Raw genomic sequence first — 21298 nt, 5'->3', positions numbered from 1 at the left:
CCGGTTATATTAACGGAATCTCAAACGCAGCGTGATGATTTCAAACGGCGTGAAAGAAAGTGCAATGGTGTTGGATGTTCTATCAATCGGCAACGCAGTAAGGACGTTTTCCATCAGATCCGTAGTCCAGGCTTCGGCCGCTTCAAATCCGAAATGAAGTGACGTTTTGGCATGTGTTCCCGATGTTTCATACAGACGAACCACGATGTCGTCGCCATCCTCGGCTTTCTTGACGGATTCCACCATAATGTTCGCATGATCCGGTCTCAGAAATGCTTGGGATGACGGTAGCTCTCCTGTCTCTTGATTAGGCATGGAAGGCAAGGACACCGTACGAAGCGGGATGTTCAGCTCATTGCCTCTTCGGTAGATTTCGGCTTGCACATGGTTCCCTTGATGCGGATATAACGAATATGTGAATCGGTGCTCCGCGCGGTCCGCATCCGGATCCGGATAAGAGCTGCTGCGGAGCAAATGCAGATCCAGCACGTTATGAATCGCCCGATGGCCATATTTGCAATCATTGAGCAGTGCAACCCCATAATCCGGCTCCGATAAGTCAACCCATTGATGAGCACAAATCTCGTCCTTCGCAAAATCCCACATCGTATTGCGGTGGGTCGGCCTGCTCAAGCTGCCGAATTGAATTTCGCAATGAACGTGCTCTGTGCGTATATTGACCGGGAACGAGGTTCTTAGCATCCTGCCGTTCTCTCTCCAATCGACGGCCGTCTCGAAATCGATGCGCCGGCTGCCCTCCGTCAGCACTACGCTCTGCGTCAGCGTAGATTCCCCATAAGCGTACTCGAAGACCAGCCCGATTCGCGGGCCGTCTCGCAGCTCTCGCATGTTCAGCAGGTGTAACGGCGTGCCCGGATTCTCCGAATAGTCATGACGGAAATCCCATGCATCTCCTTCGTCATGATACACGCGAAGAACGTTACCCGAGTGGCCTTGCTGAATGACTTCACGAGCTTCCGCCTTATCAAGGATCGATAGAATGCCTCCGTTTTGTTCAAATTTCACGATCAATTTATCGTTCTCCAGGGTTCGTTCCGAAAGTGTAATGTCTAATTCCGCTTCCGGTGTTTCTAGAAGCATTTCAATGCCAGATGCCACTTCATCTTCGGTTCCAGGATCGGCGACATCTGATATGATGACGTAGCCCATCGATGGAACCAACACGTTATGCCATTGTCCATTCGCATGCAGCCACTCCCGGCGTTCCCAAGGCAATGAATTGAAAACGACAGTTCCGGGAGAAGTTTCGGCATCACGTGAAATGTGGTCTGCCAGATAGCGATAGGTATCGGCATTCATGGCTTCCGTTTGGGATAGCAGCTCTTCATACCGCACTAACGACTCATCGTATACCCGCTTTATTGAAGAGCCCGGAAGAATGTCGTGGAACTGATACAGCAGGACTTCTTTCCAGATCGTCTCCAGCGTCTCGGACGGGTATGTCCTGCCTAACCAGGCAGCCAGCACGGAAGCAAACTCCAACTCACGCAGCGCTTTCTCCATCTTCCGGTTGTACCACTTGCTTCGCGCCTGACTGGTCAGGGTGCCTTGATGCTTTTCCAGATAAAGCTCACCGCGCCATGTCTGGAACGACTCGCGTTCTTCATTTAATCGCTCAAAGAACTTCCACGAGGGCTCCTGTATGACAGGGGACAGACCAAGCAGGTTCTTCTCGCGTGCAAGCCGCTCCAAATGCTCTTCACCAGGACCCCCACCGCCGTCTCCAATGCCGAAGAGCATCAGGGCATGGCTGGATACATTTTTATCTAAATATTCCCGCTCCGCTTTGGCGATGGAACGAGGGGCTGCCGGGCTGTTGTATGTATCTTCAGGCGGCATATGCGTTAATACAGCGGAGCCATCAATCCCTTCCCACAGAAAGGAATGGTGAGGGTGCCGGTTATACTCGCTCCAGGAAAGCTTCTGGGTCATCATATAATCCACGCCCGACTTCTTGAGCAGCTGTGGCAGGCTTGCGGAGTAACCGAATACGTCCGGCATCCAGAGCGATTTCATCTCCAAGCCGAATTCCTGCTGAAAATATCGCTTACCGTACAGGATCTGGCGTACCAGGGATTCACCGCCCGGCACATTGGTATCCGACTCCACCCACATGGCACCTTGCGGTTCCCATCTGCCTTCTCGTACCCGCTCCTTGATCTGTTCGTATAACGCGGGATAATGCAACTTCATCCAGTCGTATAGCTGGGGCTGGCTTGCGCCGAATACATACTCCGGATAGCGTTCCATCATGCGAAGCGCGGTCGAGAACGTTCTGGCGCCTTTTCGGATCGTTTCGCGGATCGGCCACAACCAAGCCAAATCGATATGCGCATGACCCACCGCGCTGATCGTTAAGACCGGATCGCCCCCCTGCAAGCTTAATTGTTTATCCAATTGCTTCTTCGCTTGATTGACCAGTTCCGGCGAGAAATCCGTAAGCTGCAATGAAACGTCATTGAGCGCCTGATAAATTCTTTCTTTGCGCGCGGTTCCGGCATGGAGCTGCTCGGCAGCTTCCAAGAGCACTTCGACATCGTAATAGAGACTGCGAATATCTTCCCGGCAGATCGCGATGACAGCCTCTTTCAAGGTGCCTCCCTGATATTTGCCGAAGAGATCGTTATTGCCTGCATCTGCCCATACTTCAATGTCAGATCCGGTCATGTACATGTCATGAAGCCGGACAACACGCTTGCCGGGGAGTCCTAATGAGAAATCGAATTCCGAATTTACGGTAGTCAATCCCTGGACCGGCGATCCTTCCGGATCCACCAGACACAACTCGCCGTTGATGTCGAGTAAGAGAACGAGGTCTTTCTTACGGCTATTTTCCGGAAGGCTGCCGGTAAATCGGAACCAGGCACAGTCCCACAGGCTCCCCCATCGCATGCCATGGACAAGCGTCATTTGCGTGCCCGTCATTCGATCCATGTACGATACGGGCTCGGGTGTAACCCATGCCGTCACTTCCAACTCGGCAACCGGCTCATATATAGCTTCCCGAAGATGGTTTAACATTTGTTTTAACCGTTCCGGCCTTATCGGTTCGTATGGCATGATGAATTGCTCCTCTCTATTGCACCAATCGGTTGCAGGTTCAGGTATGAATTTCGCTTGCTGTCCAATCCACCTGGATCTCTGCATGGTTCACGCCGCCATGTTCATACTGCAACAGCACGGTTAGCGACTGCGGATCCCATACCCATCCAGCAGGTACGGCTTGATCTTGAATAACGTACTGAACAGATATCGGCTCTATTGGGCAATACAATCTCGCGCTTGCCTGCAGATTGGACGGCCCTCTAGCAATGAATCGGAAGCCTGATTCCGTCTGGACAAGATCCTCGATTCGAGAGGAAGCGGCAATGACAGATACCTTGCCGTCCGAAGGACGCCCAGCCTCAACATCATAGAGCAGCGCTTGTTGCCCTGGACTTAACGTAACCTGATCCAGAACGGATAGCTTCGAATCGAACAAGTTCACGATGGGGCCTGAGATGTTCAACGGCTCATCGGTAATCGATTCCTCCAGAACCGAAGCGATCAGATAAGGACCTCGCTTGAGCTTGAAATAGTGTTTGGAATTCCACGGTCGTTCTGTGCCGTGAAGTGCCTCCAGCGTAGCTTGAACGGCGTGCCGCAGCTGGTCTGCCCCTGCTTTGGATAGAGTGAGGTCAGTTGGATGTTGATCCAACCAGCACACGACGCCTTTTCCTGCCTGATGGATGCCGTCCGCTTCCTCCTTCAGGCCAAGCTGCTCAAACAGATGCTCCCGCGGCGAGTTATACTTCGGGCCAAACGAGTTATCCTTGTGGTCATTGTTCCACCATGAACGAATGCCATGATACGGGTCGCTATCATCGCCAACATAGATCAACGCCCCGCCATCCTGCACCCACTGGGCAAGAGCATTATGAATGTCCGGATACTCCGGTTTGATGAATTCATAGCTCAGAACCAGCACGCGGTATGGAGCCAAATAACCCGGATACCGCCTTACATTATCCAGCTGAAGCGGACGAACCGGTATTCCATGTTTCAGCAGCGGGAGCGACAGACCGTAAAAAGGGGAGAAATCAAGAAGCTCCGTGTCCCCTTCCACCTGAAATCCTTCAGGGTCGGTCCCGTCGTATTTGCCGGCATCGGGCGCTTCCGGTTCCGGCTTCATCCGTTGAAACATAGCGGAGTCGGCAATCAGAACGCCAACTTGCAAGTCATCTTCCGCCGATACGATCACTTCCTGGCCCATGTTGCCCAGCGTATGCATGACCTGGAGCAGCGTCGTTGCATAGTCCGACGGGATGGACTCCTTACCGGAGCCGTCATCGGATGGATAAGTTCCTTTAAAGATTCTTCGCGGCCAGGGTGAAACTTCGTAATGGGCAACCCCGGGATGCAGCAGTGAGGCGACCACGGTCTTTAAGTAGTTCTGTTTGTAATCCGCCCAAGTGTGGTTCGGGTTATCTTCGATCGGATCATGCAAGAACCACATGCGTCTGTCAGTTCCGCGAACCAACTCCTGCATCACGCCATATTCAAGGTAAGCGGTTTCAAACGTCCGTTCCTTACGTTGCCCTTCATACACGTTCGGCGTCCTTGATGTCCCCGTCCAGATCTGTGCAATGTATCCGTCAATGGATGGAAGCTCAACGAGCCCGGATTGCGGGCTGACGATTCGCCACTGCGTATAATTGATCAGACTGTGGGTCGGAACGTAAAAGCGAAGGACTCGGTCGTAACGAGTTAGCGCGTAATCCTTCATCTCTGCACATAACCGGTCCAGCACGCGTGTGTATAAATGCGCTTTCAATTTGGAAGCTCGGTATTGTGCGTCAGGTGAAGCGTGTGGTGGAATCCATGGCTCTTTGTAATACAGAAGCCATTCCCGCTTAAACGCTTCCGAATATCCGCCATTCACCCAAAATTCAGGCTCCTCCAGATGGATGGCCTCTACGCCCGCATCAACCGCAATGCGTATTCGATCCGCTAGATATCGGCCAAAGGAAATCGTTGGCACCATGTATGGAATAACCGGTCGTCTCCCATGCAGGATCATCTCACCATGACGATCGGTCTGCGCTTCATCCCAATGCGATAAGCCGTCAACCTCTCCGTCCAGGTAGTTGTTGTATGTCCCCCATGCGACTCCTGTCATCAAATGGACGATATATCCTTTTTCCTTCCATTTCTGAATGCGCTCCGGCATCGTTTCGTCAATTCCGTAGACCATCACAAAGTCAGTCTGAAGATCATAGTCGGGATGATACGGAGCCGACTCCTGAAACCCGGTTCGCTCTTCTCTGCGATCTCTTGGCACGTTCTATACCTCCCTGCTCAGGTTAGATGTACTTGTGCTTCTTGGTTAGTCATCATTTTCTAGAATATAATATATAATATCAATATATTCAATATGTTTTTTAGAGAGAACTAAAAAAAGCCCTCTCCGTTAGTTAACGGAAAAGGCTTTTCTTTAGCGTAAATATTATGTTTGTGGAACATGTCCCGACGTTTGGCGGATCACAAGCTCAGGCTCAATCAGCAATTTGCTGTAGCTCTTCACTTCTCCATGACCGCGCAATACTTCGAGCAGTTTGCCGGCAGCCTGATATCCCATATCCCATTCAAACTGCTTCACATGGGTAAATATGCTGAATTCCTCCACGATGGAAGTCGGATCGTCGAAGCTGACGATCGAAACGTCTTCCGGCACGTTAAGCCCCGCTTGCTTGGCCATCTGATAGATTTGTACGCCCAATCTCCCGTTCAGCGAAATATAGGCGGTAACCATACGATTTCGGATATACCGGTACAGTGGATGAGCTTCGGCATCCTTGAGAACGTTCAGCGGTTTGAAATCTGTAATCATATGCGCCGGATTGATTAATGCGCCTTTGTCTTTTAAAGCATCAATGTAACCTTCGATCCGCTCCTGAACTGTGACGGTTTGAAGGGGAGAATCCGAGCATATAGCGATGTCGCGGTGTCCAAGCACCCATAGATGTTCAACGGCAAGTCTCGTGCCCCGCCTTCCATCGGCGGCAATATAGTGGGTCTCGACCCCAGGTAAATACCGATCGATCAGCACAAAAGGAAACCCGGATAACTTCATACCCAGTATTTCCTCGTTGTAGTTCTCCTCGTCGACTGGGAAAATCAACAGGCCTTCGGCTCCGAGAGCCTTCAGCTCTTTGATGGCATCCTTTTCTTTTTCCAGCTTGCCATCCGTCAACATGATCATGCTGCGATAACCTTCATGATTCAGTGCCTCTTGGATTCCCTCAATGAGTCTGATCGCGAAATAATCATGGATGGTGGGCATAATCACGCCAATCATGCCCGTGGCCAGCTTCCCGTCTCTTCCCTTAAGCGACGTGGTCGATAACTGGCCCGCAGGTGAGAAGTCGGCCTCCTCTGCTACAAAACTGCCTTTGCCCGGCACACGGGCAATCAACTTCTCATTCGCTAATCCGGTTAGGGCATTGGCAACGGTTATTTTACTGACATGAAACTGATCCATCAGCTCCTTTTCTGTCGGAATGCGGTCACCTGGCTTCATATTTTCTGCTGCTATGACGTGTCGGATATAGTCCTGGATTTGCTGATACAACGGAATTCGATCGTTTGCACTCATTCTAATCACATCACCAATTCATTCATGATATTTGAAATATATAATATATCCTTACACATACAAGCGCAATAAACAAGCATGAGTCGATCAACAGCGCATTACGACAAACCCTTGATATACCTGTGTTTAAATTGCCTGATTTTCAAGAATTATAGGAAGTTTTGTCGAACTACTTGTAAAACCATACTTGAATATATTAAATATGTGTTGATAAGCGTAGTGTTGACGGCTATTGGGCCGCAAAAGGAGGAACGATGTTTACGGATACACACGCTTGCTTTTCTGACCATAGACCATAACAAGGAGTGAATTCGCCATGGCTCGTAGATTCACGATTCTCTGTTTAGCTATCCTATGTGCTTTTTCATTAACGACCGGTGCAGCTTACGCTTCGGGAACGGATGCACAGTCAGCGCAACCTAACGGCTCCAAGAACCGCGAACTGCCAAGCTTCAAGAAGCCTAAGCATCTGGATGTCGCAGATATTTATGATGCGCCAGGTGACATTAAATTGTTGTTAGGGACCTTGCAGGGAATCGTTAACAGGGAAGAACCCCGAATCTATTTGATTGAATCCCAGGAAGAAGGGAAATTAACCTGGCTTACGGATATAAAGGTGCCTTACACGCTTCATGAAGATTATTGGGACGTGTTCTCCGCTTATCGCAGCGAGGTTAAAGGCATGATTGTATATGATCCAGAAGTTCCTGATACGATTAATGTCGCCACCACGCTCGCAGGTTTGAAGAATGCAGTCGTTGCCAGCCCGGAGTTGGCCGACAAATTGTCCAAAGCTCCATTCAACTTGAGGATTCTGGACGATCTTCGCGGCAAATTTGATAACCGGCTTGATGCTTACACCTGGCAATATGAGCATCTGTGGAAGCAGACGACTCATCAGATGCTGATCGGGCTGGATCCGGATACAGCGATTCGTATTCCTTCCGGAATGCCTGAATCGTTCGTGACGATTGCGGAAGAGAAACAGCAGGTGCGGGATGCAAGCAACCGTGATACTTATAGCCTCGACCTCTCCTCGCTCTTGGGAGAATCAGCGGTTTATCTGCGCTTTGATGATGCTTTCACCCAGGATGGTTGGGGACCCGCAGTACATGAAGTTACGGTCAAGGCCGACGGCAAAGAGATAGCGTCCTTCATCGCAGGAACCCCTGAAGAAGAGTCTTATCTCTATGATCGGCAAAACTCCAAGTTCAGTGAAGGCCAAGGCGGTCATCGCTTTGCCGATAACGGCAGTTATTTTGTGTATGAATTCACTCCGCCTGCGGGAACACAGAAACTGACCGCTGAAGTCGATATGTGGAACCAGTACAAGGTTTCGGCAGGGAATATCCGTCCTCCCTCTGCCGAGCAGCAGGAACCCTATGGCTATTTAAGAGATTACGCCGTCGCCAATAAAGCGATGGTATTCTGGCTCGATTCCAATGTACCTGAGCAAAAGGCACTCTTCGAGAAAATCATGTCGGAGGTGAAACCGGGTACCCCTTACCTCGGCTGGTTCAGCAATGATGTGGAGGGCGAGTTCAGCTCGGTCGAGATTGCCTCCCGTTATGGCGTCTATGTGCTGGCGGCCGATTGGTTCAGCAATCTGACGGTCTTCTCGGGAACCAAGCCGGATTTCAAGCTGGCGAAAACGCCTCCTCGGCCGGCGCTTGAGAACAAAATTTACGTAACATACACCTTTACGGAAGGCGACAACTTTCAATATAACCAGCATCGCATGCGCGTCATGTGGGATGATCCGGCCCGAGGCAAGGTTCCAATTAACTGGACCTCTAGCCCATTGCTCTATGAAGGTGCCCCTGCCATATTGAATTACTATCTAAACACGGCAACGGAGAACGATCTGCTTATTGCCGGACCTTCCGGTGCCGGTTACTTCTATCCGAGTCCATGGCCTGATGCAAGCTTCCGGGCATTTTTGCAACAAACCGAAAAGTATATGAGAAAGACAGGAATGACAATCCCTTATGTACTGAACCGAGTCGATAGCGAGAATGTGCCGTTGTCACCGGATAAAGCAAAAGCTTATGAGGAGGAATATAACGTACCTGGATTATTTATTAGTTATGAAGACAAATACGGGGTTGAAATTATCGGCGACAGCCTGCCCGTATCTACGATCCGCGGGATCAGCACCGTTCAAGACGGATTGCAGGTGCTCAATGAAGCCAAAGCGAATTGGGACGGGAAGTCACCGTTGTTTGTCTCACTCGGTATGCTTGCATGGAGTATGACACCTTCCGATGCGCTGGCCCTGACTGAACAGCTCGGGGCAGATTTCAAAGTCGTTCGCGCCGATCATTATTTCTCCTTGATCCGTGAAAGCTACAACTTGCCAAACAAGAAATGATGATTCCAGTTAAACAAGTGACAGATACTTAAGGGCATCGCAGGTCCGATTATAATTGGATCTGCGATGCTTTTGTTATGTAATAGAAACCCTGCCCTCCCCTTAGTTACGGGCTTTGGAGACAATGATTAACGACATTAAATATAATTAATTAATACCATTAATTGATAATACAGTCGCCATTCATTGATTATATTTAATGTCATTAATTAAATTAATTAATCACATTAAATAATAGCAGTCAACGGTATATCCATAGGAAGGTTACTGGATAGAAATCATTTTCTTAGAGCAGTAAAAACCCACACTCCACACAATTGCCAACCCTATTTTCGATGTTTCGCTAATTAGCAGACAGATGATTTCCCCTGATTATTTCTTGGGTAATCGCAAAAACCACATCCATTCGACAGAAACTCGAACTAAACGAATCCAGCGACACGATGGTTGTACTTCTTCCACTCATACATAAAAAGCAGAAAATGGTGAATACTCACTATATCGATTAGCATGTATTCCCTCACTTGGAGATTAGTATAATGCCCACTAACAAAAAGATATCATTGATCGAGGTCTACTTCATCATGCTGTTGTCCTTGGGTATCACCAATCATGTAATCCTGATTCCGCTTCTTCTGCAGTACGCGGGCCGTGACGCATGGATGGGGACCCTGCTGACCATGATCCTGCATATTGGCTGGGTCTACATTTTGTTCTTTATCATGAAACGAACACAGCAACAATCCATATTCGCCTGGTTCAAAGATGGATTTGGTCCGGTCATCGGTTGGATATTTGTGAGTATCATGACACTCTATTTCTTTTGGATGTCCATGGTCATATTAAGAGAAACAACGACATGGATTCAGGTCACCTACCTGCCGCAAACACCCAAAATGGTCGTCTCACTGACCATTATTTTGCTATGCGTATATGTGGCAAATAACGGGATTCGCTCGATAGCTATCATATCCGGGATCTTACTTCCCATTGTGTGGGTATTGGGCCATTTTGTAGCTGTGTCGAATCTTCAATATAAGGACTATACATTGTTGACACCGCTATTCGTGGAAGGTTACACCCCTATGCTCAAGAGCATGATCGTAGCCGGCGGCGGATTTATGGAGATGATTGTATTGATCTTTCTTCAGCATCACATGAAGCGAAAGATGAAATACCTCTCGATTGTTATATTATCCGTTCTTCTAGGCGGACTCACGCTCGGACCATTGATGGGAGCTATCGCCACATTCGGTCCTGTTCCCGCCATGGAATCCCGCTATCCCGCATACGAACAGTGGATGCTGGTTACCATTACGAAATATATAACGCATGTCGATTTTCTGGCTCTATACCAATGGATATCTGGCGCATTAATCCGTATTTCATTGTTCCTGTTTATTATGGCGGACGGTATATCCTTCAAAAAATCCAAGAGACGCTTTTGGTATCTGTTAGGGATAGGTGTCGCATTGTCTGGCCTCTCGTTAATTCCGGTAATCGATAGACAAGTCGAGTTATTCGTTCTGGGTAAATACTCCATTGCATTTCTTGGCTTCGTGTCAGCGCTGACGCTATTCATTGCGATCATGGTAACATTTAAACCTAAAACAAAAGGGGGCGGGTAGACGATGACACATCACACACACCGAAATCGAATGTTCCGTCGACAATCAAAACAAGCCCGGTTTGCAGTTGACCGTAAGCCTGCTTTCGATACATTGGATGAGAATACCCTGCGCTCCATGTTTGCCTCTTCCTCGGACGTTGTCATCAAATCCTTCCCTACAAAGAGTGTTAGTGCGATTCCTGCTTTGCTGATCTACAGCGAAGGCATGGTTGATGCCACGGTGATAACTCTATATGTACTGCCGGACCTGGAAGAAAAGCTGGATCACTTCAAAGATTTTGAATCACTAGCCAGAGCACTGGATAAATCGATGGAATGGAGTGAAATTAGCGAGCATGCCGATGTTGTTAAGCTTCTGTTTGAAGGTCGAATGCTGCTGTTTTTCTCAACAGAACAATGCTTTTATTCCATCGATATCGCAGCGCGTCCGAATAGACAGCCTGAGGAATCCAATACCGAGGTGGCCATCAAAGGGGCGAGAGACGCCTTTACGGAGGATATTATTACAAATGTGGCACTGATCCGAAAAAGACTTCGCACGGCAACACTCCACAATGAACAATTGATCATCGGCGTTCGCAGTCAGACTCGAGTTGCGCTTCTGTATATTTCCGATATTATACGCCCTGAAGTAGTCAACGAGGCTAAGGAGCGATTAAAAGGCATCAAAGTCGATGCACTCGTAACCAGCGGCCAACTGGAGGAGGCTCTTTCCGATTCTACTCTCTCCCTGTTTCCGCTAATGGACTATATTGGCAGGCCGGATTTTGTAGTGGAGTGCTTGCTTAAAGGGCGTTTCGTGATTCTTGTGGATGGTTCGCCAATGGCATTAATTGCACCTTGCAATTTATTGGAATTATTAAAAACGCCTGAAGATTCCTATTTTCCTTACTACTTTGTCATCTTTGAGCGACTTCTCAGGCTGCTGGGTCTCTTTCTCGCCATTATGCTACCGGGATTTTGGATTGCCCTGACAAGCTACAACATGGATCAACTCCCCTTTCTGCTTCTAGCGACCGTTACCGTTTCCCGATTCGGGCTTCCGCTGTCCGGGCCTATGGAGATCTTGTTGATGCTGGGCATGTTCGAATTGTTCAGAGAGGCCGGGGTCAGACTTCCTAAAGCTGTTGGTCAAACCATCGCAGTTTTAGGCGGTCTGATTATTGGTGATGCCGCCATCCGTGCGGGCCTTACTTCACCAACCATGCTGGTTGTATCTGCAACGACCGCGGTTGCGACTTTTACTTTGGTCAATCAGACGCTAAGTGGGACGGTCAGCATTATTCGTCTATATGTGCTAATCTGGTCCTCCTTGCTGGGTATGCTCGGATTCTTCATTGGAATACTAAGTCTCATTGCATACCTCTCTGTGTTGGAATCCTTCGGTCTTCCGTATTTAGCTCCTTTATCGCCATTAACCATCAAAGATCTGCTCAATGCCCTCTTGAAAAAACCTTGGGCTTTCAACAAAAAACGACCGCAAATGTTTCAAACGATAGATGACACATCTGAAGAAAGGGAACCTACATGAGATGACAACCTGCGTCAGAATCATAAAATTAATATGGTTAATGGTGTTGCTCAATATGTTAACAGGTTGCTGGGACATCAAAGAAATACAAGACATCAATTACATCACGGCTATTGGAATCGATCAAGAGGACGGGAACTTTATTGTTTACACCCAAATGATGGATTTCACATCCGTAGCCAAAAGCGAAACGGGTAAGGCACAAAAGCCCTCCCAAATATGGACCTCCAAAACGAAGGGCAAGACCTTGGACATGGCGATCAATGCTATATATAATTCTTCCCAGGAACGCACGATCTGGAGTCATATCTCCTGTATTCTTGTTAGTGAGAACGTATTGAAATCGAATGTCCTAACCAAACTGGATACCATCGGCCGTTATCAAGAGGTTCGAATGACTCCGTGGGTATTTGGCACAAAGGATTCGATCGAACAATTGTTTAATGTCCCAGCGTTTTTCAACCTCTCTCCATTAAATACAATCGCCCATGAACCCGCTGAGGAATATAAACAAAGATCCTATACCGAACCCATTCGATACTTCGATTTCATGGCATTGATGACTGAACCGGGCTGGACGGTATTGCTTCCAAATCTCACGATCGATAAAAAGACATGGAGCTTAAACCAAAAGGAAAATCCAAAATTGATGATGAACGGAGTGTTTGCTATATCTAAAGGGGTATCGAATGGCTTATTCACCAATGACAAGCTCACCGGTTTGCGCTGGCTTGATGAAGATACCAAACGTTCTCACATCACCATCACAAATACGCGTGGTGAAATAGCAGGCGTCGTGGTTTTATCGAACCCTAAAATCCGCAAGAAACTAAGCATTGTCAACGGTGTGCCTAAATACCACGTTAGCGTCAGGTTACATGGAAGCGTGGATGAAGCTCTCGACGACATGACCAAGACTGAAATCGAAATACAGGCAGCTAAGGGAGTGCGAGAGGAAATTTTGAATACGTTTAAAAATGGGGTAACTTCAAAAACGGACCTATTCGGCTTGCAGCACGTTTTGTTCAGGAAGGACTCCAAGTTGTGGAAAAAAATCAGTCAGTCCTCTGCCCAACCGATTGAAGCAGGCGCACTGGAAACCGTTCATGTTGAAGTCCATCTGGATCACGCCGGCATGAAGCTGCTGCCTCATCATAAAGGTCCGATTACCCCAACAACCAAAAACGAACCAAACTCCTAATTCAGCATAAAAAGATCTATGTCAAAGGCAGCCTGTTCTAATGATCAAGAACGGCTGCCTTTGTATTGAAGTGGGAATTCCATGCTATTTATGATCAAGATAAATAAACGTTCTGGGATCGGATTGTTTAAACACTTTTAGTTACACGACAACTTCAACGCCGTCTTCCTCGAACAAATCATCATACGCAACGTAGAGGCCTATAGCTGAGGCAATCAATATTAAAATGGCTGCAATAAACGCCAATTGTTTAACCGTCGCTTTTTTCGAATTTCCTTGTCTGCGTTTTCTTTGCGTTCCTTGGCTCATACTACATACCTCCCGCTTCCATGCCATTACCATAAAATATGAATTGGACATGAATATGTTGTTAGGCAAAGCACGCTGATCTCGTTTTCTTGAGACGGATTGTATTGTATATTCTTACATAACGTAGTTAAAGGCTGCAAAGTTTGTTGAAAAATACTCTGATATCCTGTACGAGCGAATCCGGAGCCGCCATAGCAACCATATGACTGCCGCTTTCCCGATTCGACCAGTGGACGATGTTGTTTTTGGCTTCGGCAATTCGCCTGAATACTGAACCTCCCCCATGAGAAACCCCTGTCGGTACTTTCTTTTGATCTGTTGGCATCCCAGCTGCCCCTTCATAATAGGTCCAGGACGAAGAAGCCGCGGTTTCCGTCAGCCAATATAACGTTGCGTTCGTGAGCAGCAGATCTTTGTCGATAGGTTCAGGCTGGATTTCCTCCGAGTTACTTGGCCAACCATCAAACTCCTTAAACCGCTCAATAAGATAAGCCAGTTCGGCCATCGGTGAGTCGTTAAGTCCATAACTGAGCGTCTGTGGCCGGTTGGACAGATAAGGGGCATAACCGCTGCCTCCTGCAAATAGCTCAGCCATGTGCGTAACTTCAGCCAGTTCTTCCGCGCTAAATCCTTCCAGTTCACTCGGGTCTCCCTTAGGGATACCCAACCCTCCAGTAATATGAACACCGATCATGTGTTCAGCATCAAGGATAGCCAGCTCCGGGGAAACTAATGCACCTGCATCGTTTCCATGGGCACCGTAAGAATCATAACCGAGCCTGCGCATCAATTCGGCCCAAGCTCTGGCGACGCGTTTGATGCTCCACGGTGTTCCATCTGCCGGCTCAGAAAAAGCGGAGAAGCCGAACCCCGGAAGCGAAGGTGCCACGATGTGAAATGCCATGCTAGGATCGGCACCAAACGCTCTGGGATTGCTTAAAGGACCAATGATATTCATGAATTCGACAATGGAGTTCGGCCAGCTATGCGTCATGATCAATGGCAAGGCATTCGGCTCAGGAGAACACACGTGTAGAAAATGGATCGGCTGCCCCTCAATGTCGGTCATAAATTGCGGGAACGCATTCAGTTTCTGCTCATATTCGCGCCAGTCGTATTCCTTCTGCCAGTAATCCACGAGCTCTTTAAGATATGCAACCGGAATCCCGCGATTCCATGCGCCTCCAGGTAACTGGGAAGGCCAACGGGTATGGGCAATACGAGTCTGAAGATCGTCGATGTCCTTTTGAGGTATGTGAATACGGAAGGGCCGAACGGAAGCTTCCGAACCCTGGTACTTGATATCATCCTTATAATCAGACATATAATTTAACCTCACTCTCGATTTTCACTTCATTATAAAAGCGAAACACTGACGACATTGTGTCAGTGTTTCGGGGGAAGAATTCTCATAAGGTGAGGATGCCTCATTGACCAACTATGGGTTGTTAAAGTGAAGCACCATGCCTGTTTTATCGTCGGATTTTTTGAATCTTGCATATGTTAAGCACTCAGGGTCAGCCTCTTCGATCTCTAGTAATTCAAGTGCATACTGCTCAACGCCCTTTTCGAGGATCCGCTGCGCGATATAATCCCAATAGGATCGATCACTCGGTACATCGCTCTCAGGCCAGAATAGACCATCCGTTAACAAGATTACGTGCTTTAATCGTGACCTGTTGATCTTTCCGCATTCGAGAAAGTGAACGGCATGGGCCTCCCCGTTCAGTACTCCATAACCCCCATTTATATTACTTTGAAAGCGATTCTCCCTGATGATATCAATAACCGTCCCATGGAGATCTTTTTGATTGAACAATCCCTTATTCACGCCCTGCTCCCATTTTGCGATGGCCGGAGATTCTAAATGAGCGACTTGTCTCCAGGTTAACGGGCGAACCTCCCCATCTTGGTATACGGCAAGAATCATGCAGTCGCCTGTCTGTATAAATTCCACGCGATCCTCTTGAATTCGTACAAGAGCAAGAGCAGTACCCCAAAGCCCGTCTTTTTTCTCCATGTTGATATTGGCTTGCAGCATAAGTTCTCTTAGCTTTTGGTTCGCTGCCGCAGCATGCTCCGTAAGCTGTTCGACCCGGTCCAGTGATTCGAAGTAGTTCTTCACGGCTTGAGCAGCGATGTAACCTCCGGTTTCCTTCTTGTCGCTGAGGTATGGGACGATGGATGAAACCCCATCTAACACGCCATACACTGCGGCTCGCTCGTTTATGACAAGCGCATCTTCATTCAAGAAATGGATTCCCCTATGCGTGAATTGCTCAACGGTTACCATAACCATCCTCCTGTTGATCTAATTTTATTTACTAGATTTGCAATTTACGCCTTGCAGCGCTATAAAATGCAAGACACGTTATAAGCAGTGCGATTAGGAAGCTGCTGATTGCCGGAACGACAAGCTGTAATACAAACGTCATCCCTTCACCATCAACAACCGTCATCATGGCCATGAGCATAACCAGAATATAGATCACCACAAATACACACCAAAAAGGTAGAACCGGATACGAATGATCTCTTTGCGTTGATGCTACATACAAGTGGCGATGAATCCAGCATAAGATCAGGATCAACCCAAACAGACTACTGCCATGCTGACATAATTTATACACCGGAATTTGTACGGGGCCGATATGTATCAATTGGGTGAGGAAGGGAATCTGATTGACGATCCAGGCGCCCTTGTGCGTAAACTGATCCCATAGCAGATGTGTGCCAACGCCTACCAATCCGACGAGAAGTACAGTAAGCCAACCCTTAAGAGAGGCCGGCAGCTTCCCTTCCCGATTCCAGCGGTAGGGGAACCAGGAAGGCAAATATGCGAATAGAACGGGTCTTATCACTGCCTCGAATATAACATACAGGAGCAAGATCATGGGAAGATTGAACAGCAAGATACCAGGACCCTCGTGGCTCCATACGCCAGCCGCTCGAAATCGGACAAAATATTCAAAATCCGGCGCCATACAGCCGATAATAAGAGCTGACACCGGAAGCGATTTCTTCTTCCACCAAGGCATCGTGATGACGGGATGAGCGAATGTAAACGGCATAAAATCTCCTAACTGCTGCGTCATAAGAAAAAAATCTATTTTTTACTATTCTAGCATCTACGCACTCGTCAGAGGTACGATAATTTCACCAATTAAATAAAGGGACAGGCATCCGCCTATCCCCTCGCAACCCTAAATGATTACAGCAGCTCGCGTGCAAGCAGGCGATAAACCTCCAGCCGCTTTTCCTGCGAATGCGGAATGCTGCATATCATCGCTTCCTGGAATCGGTAGTGCGCTTGCTCTTCTTGTAAGCGTGCCGCGATATCTTTTACCGCTCCCACAAGATGAATCTTGCGGCCTTCCTGGATAGCCATCCGGTCGATTTCCGTTAAGGACACATTCTGAGCTTCTTCGGGCGTCAGCACCTGCGTAATCCGGCCCTTGCTCATCATCAATCGAAAAATATCCTGCGGCAGCGCTTCATACTCGGCTTCTTCCTTCGTTTCGGCCGTTGTCACCATATAGGATACGTTAATCTCCGGCTTTTCCATGAATATGGATGGCTGGTAGTTATCGCGGTAATGATCTAATATCTCGTTGCTCATCGCTCCGTTAAAGAATTGCGCGAAGGAGTACCCGACCCCCATCTGAGCCGCTTTTAAGGCACTGTTGCCGCTGGAGCCGAGCAGCCACACTTCCGGCAGGGCAACTTCGGTTGGAGCAGCGGCGTTTTTGGCATACAGCTCATCTTCCGGGACCTCATCACGAAGGAGCTGCATGGTTACGGCCAGCTTATCATACATGTTATGAAGCATCAGCTGCCGCCCTTCAGACAAAGCGTACATCGCACTTGTATCACCGCCTGGCGCTCGTCCTACACCGAAATCAATTCTGCCCGGAGTAAAAGCACTTAACGTCTTAAACACTTCTGCGAGTTTAAGGGGAGAATAATGCATCATCATGACGCCGCCGGTACCGATACGAATCCGATCGGTTTTTGCCGCAAGCCGGGCTGCCGTCACTTCGGGTGCGGAGCTGGCAAACGTATTTCCCCCATGATGCTCGGCCATCCACATTCGGCTGTATCCCAATTCATCTGCCAGAATAGCCAGTTCTTCCGCTTTTTTCAAGGCGCCTTCCGCTGTGTTGCCGCTTGTTACAGGTGCCTGATCCAATACGCTTAGTCTCATGAAATTTCATCCCTTCCTCGGTTAGATGACCATTTTGTTGTTGATCCATTCCTCTAAAGCCGCAACCTTATCCTTAAAGCGTTCACCGCACATCTCCTCTGACAGCGAAGCAATCGTCTCCCGCTTTAATACAGCCTTCCAGGAGGATTCCGCTTCCTCCATTAAATCGGATAACAGGCAGCAGCTTTCTTCTTTTTCCAAATCCAGCATGTCTACCAAAATTCCGTTGCACGAATAGAGGGACTGCTGCCCTTCCACTGCGAGATATACGTCATATACACGGATATCCTCCGGTTTCTTTTTTAATCTAAAACCGCCCTTGATACCGGGTACTGATGTGATGATGTCTGCTGTTACCAGCTTCCTTAACAGTTTCTGAAAATAGGTTGCCGATGTCCCCAGTTGCTGGCTAATCGCTTCCCCGGGCAGTACCGCCTTGTCAGGCAGCATATTCAATAGAACCAGGGCATACACCGACTGTTCCACGCCGGTTTTCATATGCATCTTACAGCACCTCAATTCACGAAAATAACGGATCGTTCGTTATCTAAACTACACACGCATCTATCCATTCACGACTAAAGACGATAAACATTATCCACGTTATATCTTATATGAATTCGAACCGATTGTAAAATCATTTCCGATCTGATGCAAAATGAGGAATGCAACCAATCTATACCCAAGTGCCAAGTCATTAGTTCATATGATGAAATAAACGCCTCTTACTCAAGGTCTCATAAATAAAAAAGTCGCGCTAGGCGCGACTTTCAGGCTGTTCTGTTATTCCATGTATATTTCGCCATGAGCATTTGATTTCCGCAACGCATCCACCTACGCTTCGTCCCATAATCGCTTCAGATTGTCCAGACCCAGCCGGGTTCCTTCCCGGCATTCTTCCATACCTTCGAATTCCAGCGTAATATATCCGTCATAACCTTCAGTCTTAATGAGACGCAGAATCCGGCGAACATCGATATCACCCTGGCCGAAGATCGAGCCTCGAAGGTAATTGCCGTGGGATGTTCTGAACCATTTCCCCCCACCCGGGTCCTGATCAAACGGACGATAATAGAAGTCTTTCACATGGATGAGCGAGGCAAACGGTAAGTTTCGTTTCACACCAACCATCGGCTGCTCGTCAACACATAGAAAGTTCCCGATATCCAGCGTCGTCTTGAAGTTCGGGCGGTCGACAGCCTGAAGCACACGCTGTACACGATCGCTCGCCTGTACGCTCACGCCATGGTTCTCGATCGTGGTCGTAATACCATAACGGTCTGCGTAATCTGCTATGAGCCGACAGCCTTCCACAATCATATCCAGATGGGTTTCCACATAATCAATGCCCATCTTCTCCGGCGGCAGCGTGAAGGCCGTCACGTCATGACGCATATGCTTCATTCCTAACCGATTCACCGTATCGACATGGCGCTTGATCCGCTCAACCTCCGCATCGAAGGCGTCCCGGCTCTCCTGAACAAAATTAGCGGGCATCGAATAGTTGGATAACGTGATGCCGACTTTCGCCGCCCGCTCACGCACCGCATTGGCAAGCCCCGGATTGTCCTCCAGCGTATATCCGTAGGGTACGATCTCCATGTGCTGCCCTCCGTTCTCAGCGATCCAATCCACCACATCCAGCACCGTCATCTCTCCTGCACGGATAGCGGGCAGCAAACTGTAGGTGCTTACGCCAACTCTCATCCTGCAATCCCTCCTTTATTTGCTTCTTCCATCATACGCTTCCTGATAAATTTCCAGATAGCGGGCTACGTTCATTGCTTCCAATTGCTTAACGTAACCATCCCAGTCCTTATCCAGATCGGCATCGCCGATCACGAAGCGGGCCATCATTTCATCAACATAATCATTGATCGTCTTGGACAGATCCGCTACCTCGGACGCCTGCTCGTTGGTCAGAAATAACGGCGGCACGGTGCTGACATCGGTTGGTTTGTGGGGTTCGTATTTATTTTTTGTTTCATTATACAGAATGACTTCCAGATCGTCGTCCCCTTTGGCAACGGCGCTAAGGCGGAAATCATTCGTCCGCAGACTCGGACCGGTTTGAATCCAGGCTATATTCTGCACCGTACCATAAGACTTCAGCTCTGACCAGACCGCGGGCTCTCCGTTGATGCCGATCTCTCCGTCCTTCGCTTCCCGCCATTCCTCGTCCGGGCGACCATACACACTTCGCAGCGTATGCTCCCGTTCGTACAGCCCATCCGCCCATCGCAGGGCAAGCTCAGGATGCTTGGCCTTCTTCGTGATGACAAATGCACCCGGATTCAATCCGGTGGAATCCAGAGCAGCATAGCGAACTCCATTCGGTCCCTTGAGTGGCGGCACGGTCTTATATTCCAACCATCTTCCGCTTTCGCCGAGGAGTTGGGTAAATATACCCTGGTGGCCGCCGGTTGAAGCGCCAAGAAGCACGGTATCCGGGTTCTCGCCGATCTGTATCAACTGATTGTCATCCTGCGTGAAAGACTCCGGAGCGAGCAGTCCCTCAGCGTACAGCTTATTCATATATCGCAAGCCTTCCCTCCACTCCGGTTTGTTGAAGGCGACGTCGAGCTTGTCGTCTTTTATGAATATATGCTTGTAACTTGAGCCGTAAACCGGATTATAGATGAAGGAGTTCAACAGGAACGCATCGATGGAGGAGCTCCAGGATTTCGGGGAAATCGACAATGGAATCTCATCCTGAATGCCATTCCCGTTCGGGTCTTGATCCTTAAAAGCTTTCAGTACCTCGTACAGCTCATCCGTGGTTTCCGGCATCTCCAGATTGAGTTTTTTCAGCCAAGGCTCGTATATCCACATTTTCTGGCTCATGGAACAGTGATAGCATTCATTCACTTCCGGAAGCGCATAAATATTGCCGTCCAGCGCCGTTATTGTGGATTGGATCTCCGGATTATCCTGGAATACTTTCTTCGTATTCGGTCCCTGTTTCTCAATCAAGTCATTCAACGGAAGAAAGGCGCCCTGTGAGCCGTATATCATCTGCTGCGCCGGCGAAATATTCAAACCCATAATGACATCGGGATAATCCTCGCTGGCAAGAACGAGATTCAGCTTCTCCTGTATGCTCTGCTCCGGAACGACCTCCCATTCGATGTGTACATTCGTTTTTTCCTCGTACCACTTTGTGAATTCATTCGTTTCAAAATTTTCGACCAGCGGATTTCCCCGCACCATCACCTTTAACGTGGTTCTCTCTTGAACCAGCGGATAAGTTCCCGGTTCGGATAATGCGATGGGTTCGGTACCCGCATTCTGCCCCTCATCCGAGCCCTTTGGGCTTTGTGAACCCGTACAACCTGCAAGAAGAATACTGAATGCAGTGAAAGCCCCCATGAAAATCCGTGTTTTTTTTCTCATAACG

General features: G+C 48.5%; 15 protein-coding genes. 4 read left to right on the top strand and 11 right to left on the bottom strand.

Annotated features, from left to right (window positions below; translation table 11 throughout):
* Nucleotides 1-9: 9 nt before the first annotated feature.
* From J7E85_RS20765 to J7E85_RS20755, 3 genes are all read right to left on the bottom strand, one after another.
* Entirely contained in the window at nt 10-3081 is a 3072-nt protein-coding gene (locus J7E85_RS20765; RefSeq protein WP_215161113.1) for a glycoside hydrolase family 38 N-terminal domain-containing protein, read from the bottom strand.
* A 40-nt stretch (nt 3082-3121) separates the two neighbouring features.
* Complete coding sequence (locus J7E85_RS20760; RefSeq protein ID WP_215161040.1) at nt 3122-5341, bottom strand: hypothetical protein; 2220 nt, start codon at nt 5339-5341, stop codon at nt 3122-3124.
* A 165-nt stretch (nt 5342-5506) separates the two neighbouring features.
* Nucleotides 5507-6655 carry a GntR family transcriptional regulator gene (locus J7E85_RS20755; protein WP_215161038.1) on the bottom strand — a complete coding sequence of 383 codons (1149 nt, stop codon included), beginning with the start codon at nt 6653-6655 and terminating at the stop codon, nt 5507-5509.
* Nucleotides 6656-6971: 316 nt separating this feature from the next.
* On the opposite strand from J7E85_RS20755, the gene J7E85_RS20750 reads away from it, so the two are divergent.
* The 4 genes from J7E85_RS20750 to J7E85_RS20735 all read left to right on the top strand — a co-directional run bounded on the left by J7E85_RS20750 (nt 6972) and on the right by J7E85_RS20735 (nt 13388).
* Nucleotides 6972-9026 carry a GxGYxYP domain-containing protein gene (locus J7E85_RS20750; protein WP_215161036.1) on the top strand — a complete coding sequence of 685 codons (2055 nt, stop codon included), beginning with the start codon at nt 6972-6974 and terminating at the stop codon, nt 9024-9026.
* Nucleotides 9027-9565: 539 nt separating this feature from the next.
* Entirely contained in the window at nt 9566-10654 is a 1089-nt protein-coding gene (locus J7E85_RS20745) for a GerAB/ArcD/ProY family transporter (RefSeq protein WP_215161035.1), read from the top strand.
* 3 nt (nt 10655-10657) lie between these two features.
* On the top strand, nt 10658-12187 hold the full coding sequence (locus J7E85_RS20740) for a spore germination protein (RefSeq protein WP_215161033.1): 1530 nt from the start codon (nt 10658-10660) through the stop codon (nt 12185-12187).
* Nucleotides 12156-13388 carry a Ger(x)C family spore germination protein gene (locus J7E85_RS20735; RefSeq protein ID WP_215161031.1) on the top strand — a complete coding sequence of 411 codons (1233 nt, stop codon included), beginning with the start codon at nt 12156-12158 and terminating at the stop codon, nt 13386-13388. The genes J7E85_RS20740 and J7E85_RS20735 overlap by 32 nt, the downstream gene beginning before the upstream one ends.
* 141 nt (nt 13389-13529) lie before the next feature.
* Here the strand turns inward: J7E85_RS20735 and J7E85_RS20730 are convergent, their stop codons facing one another.
* From J7E85_RS20730 to J7E85_RS20695, 8 genes are all read right to left on the bottom strand, one after another.
* The gene (locus J7E85_RS20730) at nt 13530-13697 is read right to left on the bottom strand and encodes a hypothetical protein (RefSeq protein ID WP_215161029.1); all 168 of its coding nucleotides are present in this window, start codon (nt 13695-13697) and stop codon (nt 13530-13532) included.
* A 127-nt stretch (nt 13698-13824) separates the two neighbouring features.
* A complete protein-coding gene (locus J7E85_RS20725; RefSeq protein WP_215161027.1) occupies nt 13825-15021 on the bottom strand; it encodes an epoxide hydrolase family protein in 1197 nt (398 codons plus the stop codon).
* A gap of 114 nt (nt 15022-15135) precedes the next feature.
* Nucleotides 15136-15990: a protein phosphatase 2C domain-containing protein gene (locus J7E85_RS20720; RefSeq protein ID WP_215161025.1), complete on the bottom strand. Its 855-nt coding sequence runs from the start codon at nt 15988-15990 to the stop codon at nt 15136-15138.
* Between the two features lie 31 nt (nt 15991-16021).
* On the bottom strand, nt 16022-16768 hold the full coding sequence (locus tag J7E85_RS20715) for a DUF4184 family protein (protein ID WP_215161024.1): 747 nt from the start codon (nt 16766-16768) through the stop codon (nt 16022-16024).
* 140 nt (nt 16769-16908) lie between these two features.
* Nucleotides 16909-17901 (bottom strand): LLM class flavin-dependent oxidoreductase, encoded by a 993-nt coding sequence (locus J7E85_RS20710; RefSeq protein ID WP_215161022.1) that lies wholly within the window; start codon nt 17899-17901, stop codon nt 16909-16911.
* A 21-nt stretch (nt 17902-17922) separates the two neighbouring features.
* Nucleotides 17923-18405, bottom strand: a complete 483-nt coding sequence (locus J7E85_RS20705; RefSeq protein WP_215161020.1) for an Rrf2 family transcriptional regulator — start codon at nt 18403-18405, stop codon at nt 17923-17925.
* A gap of 330 nt (nt 18406-18735) precedes the next feature.
* Nucleotides 18736-19608: a sugar phosphate isomerase/epimerase family protein gene (locus tag J7E85_RS20700; RefSeq protein ID WP_215161018.1), complete on the bottom strand. Its 873-nt coding sequence runs from the start codon at nt 19606-19608 to the stop codon at nt 18736-18738.
* Between the two features lie 15 nt (nt 19609-19623).
* A complete protein-coding gene (locus J7E85_RS20695; RefSeq protein ID WP_215161016.1) occupies nt 19624-21294 on the bottom strand; it encodes an ABC transporter substrate-binding protein in 1671 nt (556 codons plus the stop codon).
* Nucleotides 21295-21298: the final 4 nt, after the last annotated feature.

It is taken from the genome of Paenibacillus sp. ISL-20, from assembly GCF_018613005.1.
Taxonomy (GTDB): Bacteria; Bacillota; Bacilli; order Paenibacillales; family Paenibacillaceae; genus Paenibacillus_AQ.
The sequence above is the reverse complement of the archived record's forward strand: the minus strand, read 5'-3'. Positions and strand labels throughout refer to the sequence as shown.

Bases quoted from the DNA above. Each gene is read 5' to 3' on its own strand.
- J7E85_RS20765 (WP_215161113.1), bottom strand. From the start codon at position 3,081: ATGCCATACGAACCGATAAGGCCGGAACGGTTAAAACAAATGTTAAAC.
- J7E85_RS20755 (WP_215161038.1), bottom strand. From the start codon at position 6,655: ATGAGTGCAAACGATCGAATTCCGTTGTATCAGCAAATCCAGGACTAT.
- J7E85_RS20750 (WP_215161036.1), top strand. From the start codon at position 6,972: ATGGCTCGTAGATTCACGATTCTCTGTTTAGCTATCCTATGTGCTTTT.
- J7E85_RS20745 (WP_215161035.1), top strand. From the start codon at position 9,566: ATGCCCACTAACAAAAAGATATCATTGATCGAGGTCTACTTCATCATG.
- J7E85_RS20740 (WP_215161033.1), top strand. From the start codon at position 10,658: ATGACACATCACACACACCGAAATCGAATGTTCCGTCGACAATCAAAA.
- J7E85_RS20735 (WP_215161031.1), top strand. From the start codon at position 12,156: ATGACACATCTGAAGAAAGGGAACCTACATGAGATGACAACCTGCGTC.
- J7E85_RS20730 (WP_215161029.1), bottom strand. From the start codon at position 13,697: ATGAGCCAAGGAACGCAAAGAAAACGCAGACAAGGAAATTCGAAAAAA.
- J7E85_RS20725 (WP_215161027.1), bottom strand. From the start codon at position 15,021: ATGTCTGATTATAAGGATGATATCAAGTACCAGGGTTCGGAAGCTTCC.
- J7E85_RS20720 (WP_215161025.1), bottom strand. From the start codon at position 15,990: ATGGTAACCGTTGAGCAATTCACGCATAGGGGAATCCATTTCTTGAAT.
- J7E85_RS20715 (WP_215161024.1), bottom strand. From the start codon at position 16,768: ATGCCGTTTACATTCGCTCATCCCGTCATCACGATGCCTTGGTGGAAG.
- J7E85_RS20710 (WP_215161022.1), bottom strand. From the start codon at position 17,901: ATGAGACTAAGCGTATTGGATCAGGCACCTGTAACAAGCGGCAACACA.
- J7E85_RS20705 (WP_215161020.1), bottom strand. From the start codon at position 18,405: ATGCATATGAAAACCGGCGTGGAACAGTCGGTGTATGCCCTGGTTCTA.
- J7E85_RS20700 (WP_215161018.1), bottom strand. From the start codon at position 19,608: ATGAGAGTTGGCGTAAGCACCTACAGTTTGCTGCCCGCTATCCGTGCA.
- J7E85_RS20695 (WP_215161016.1), bottom strand. From the start codon at position 21,294: ATGAGAAAAAAAACACGGATTTTCATGGGGGCTTTCACTGCATTCAGT.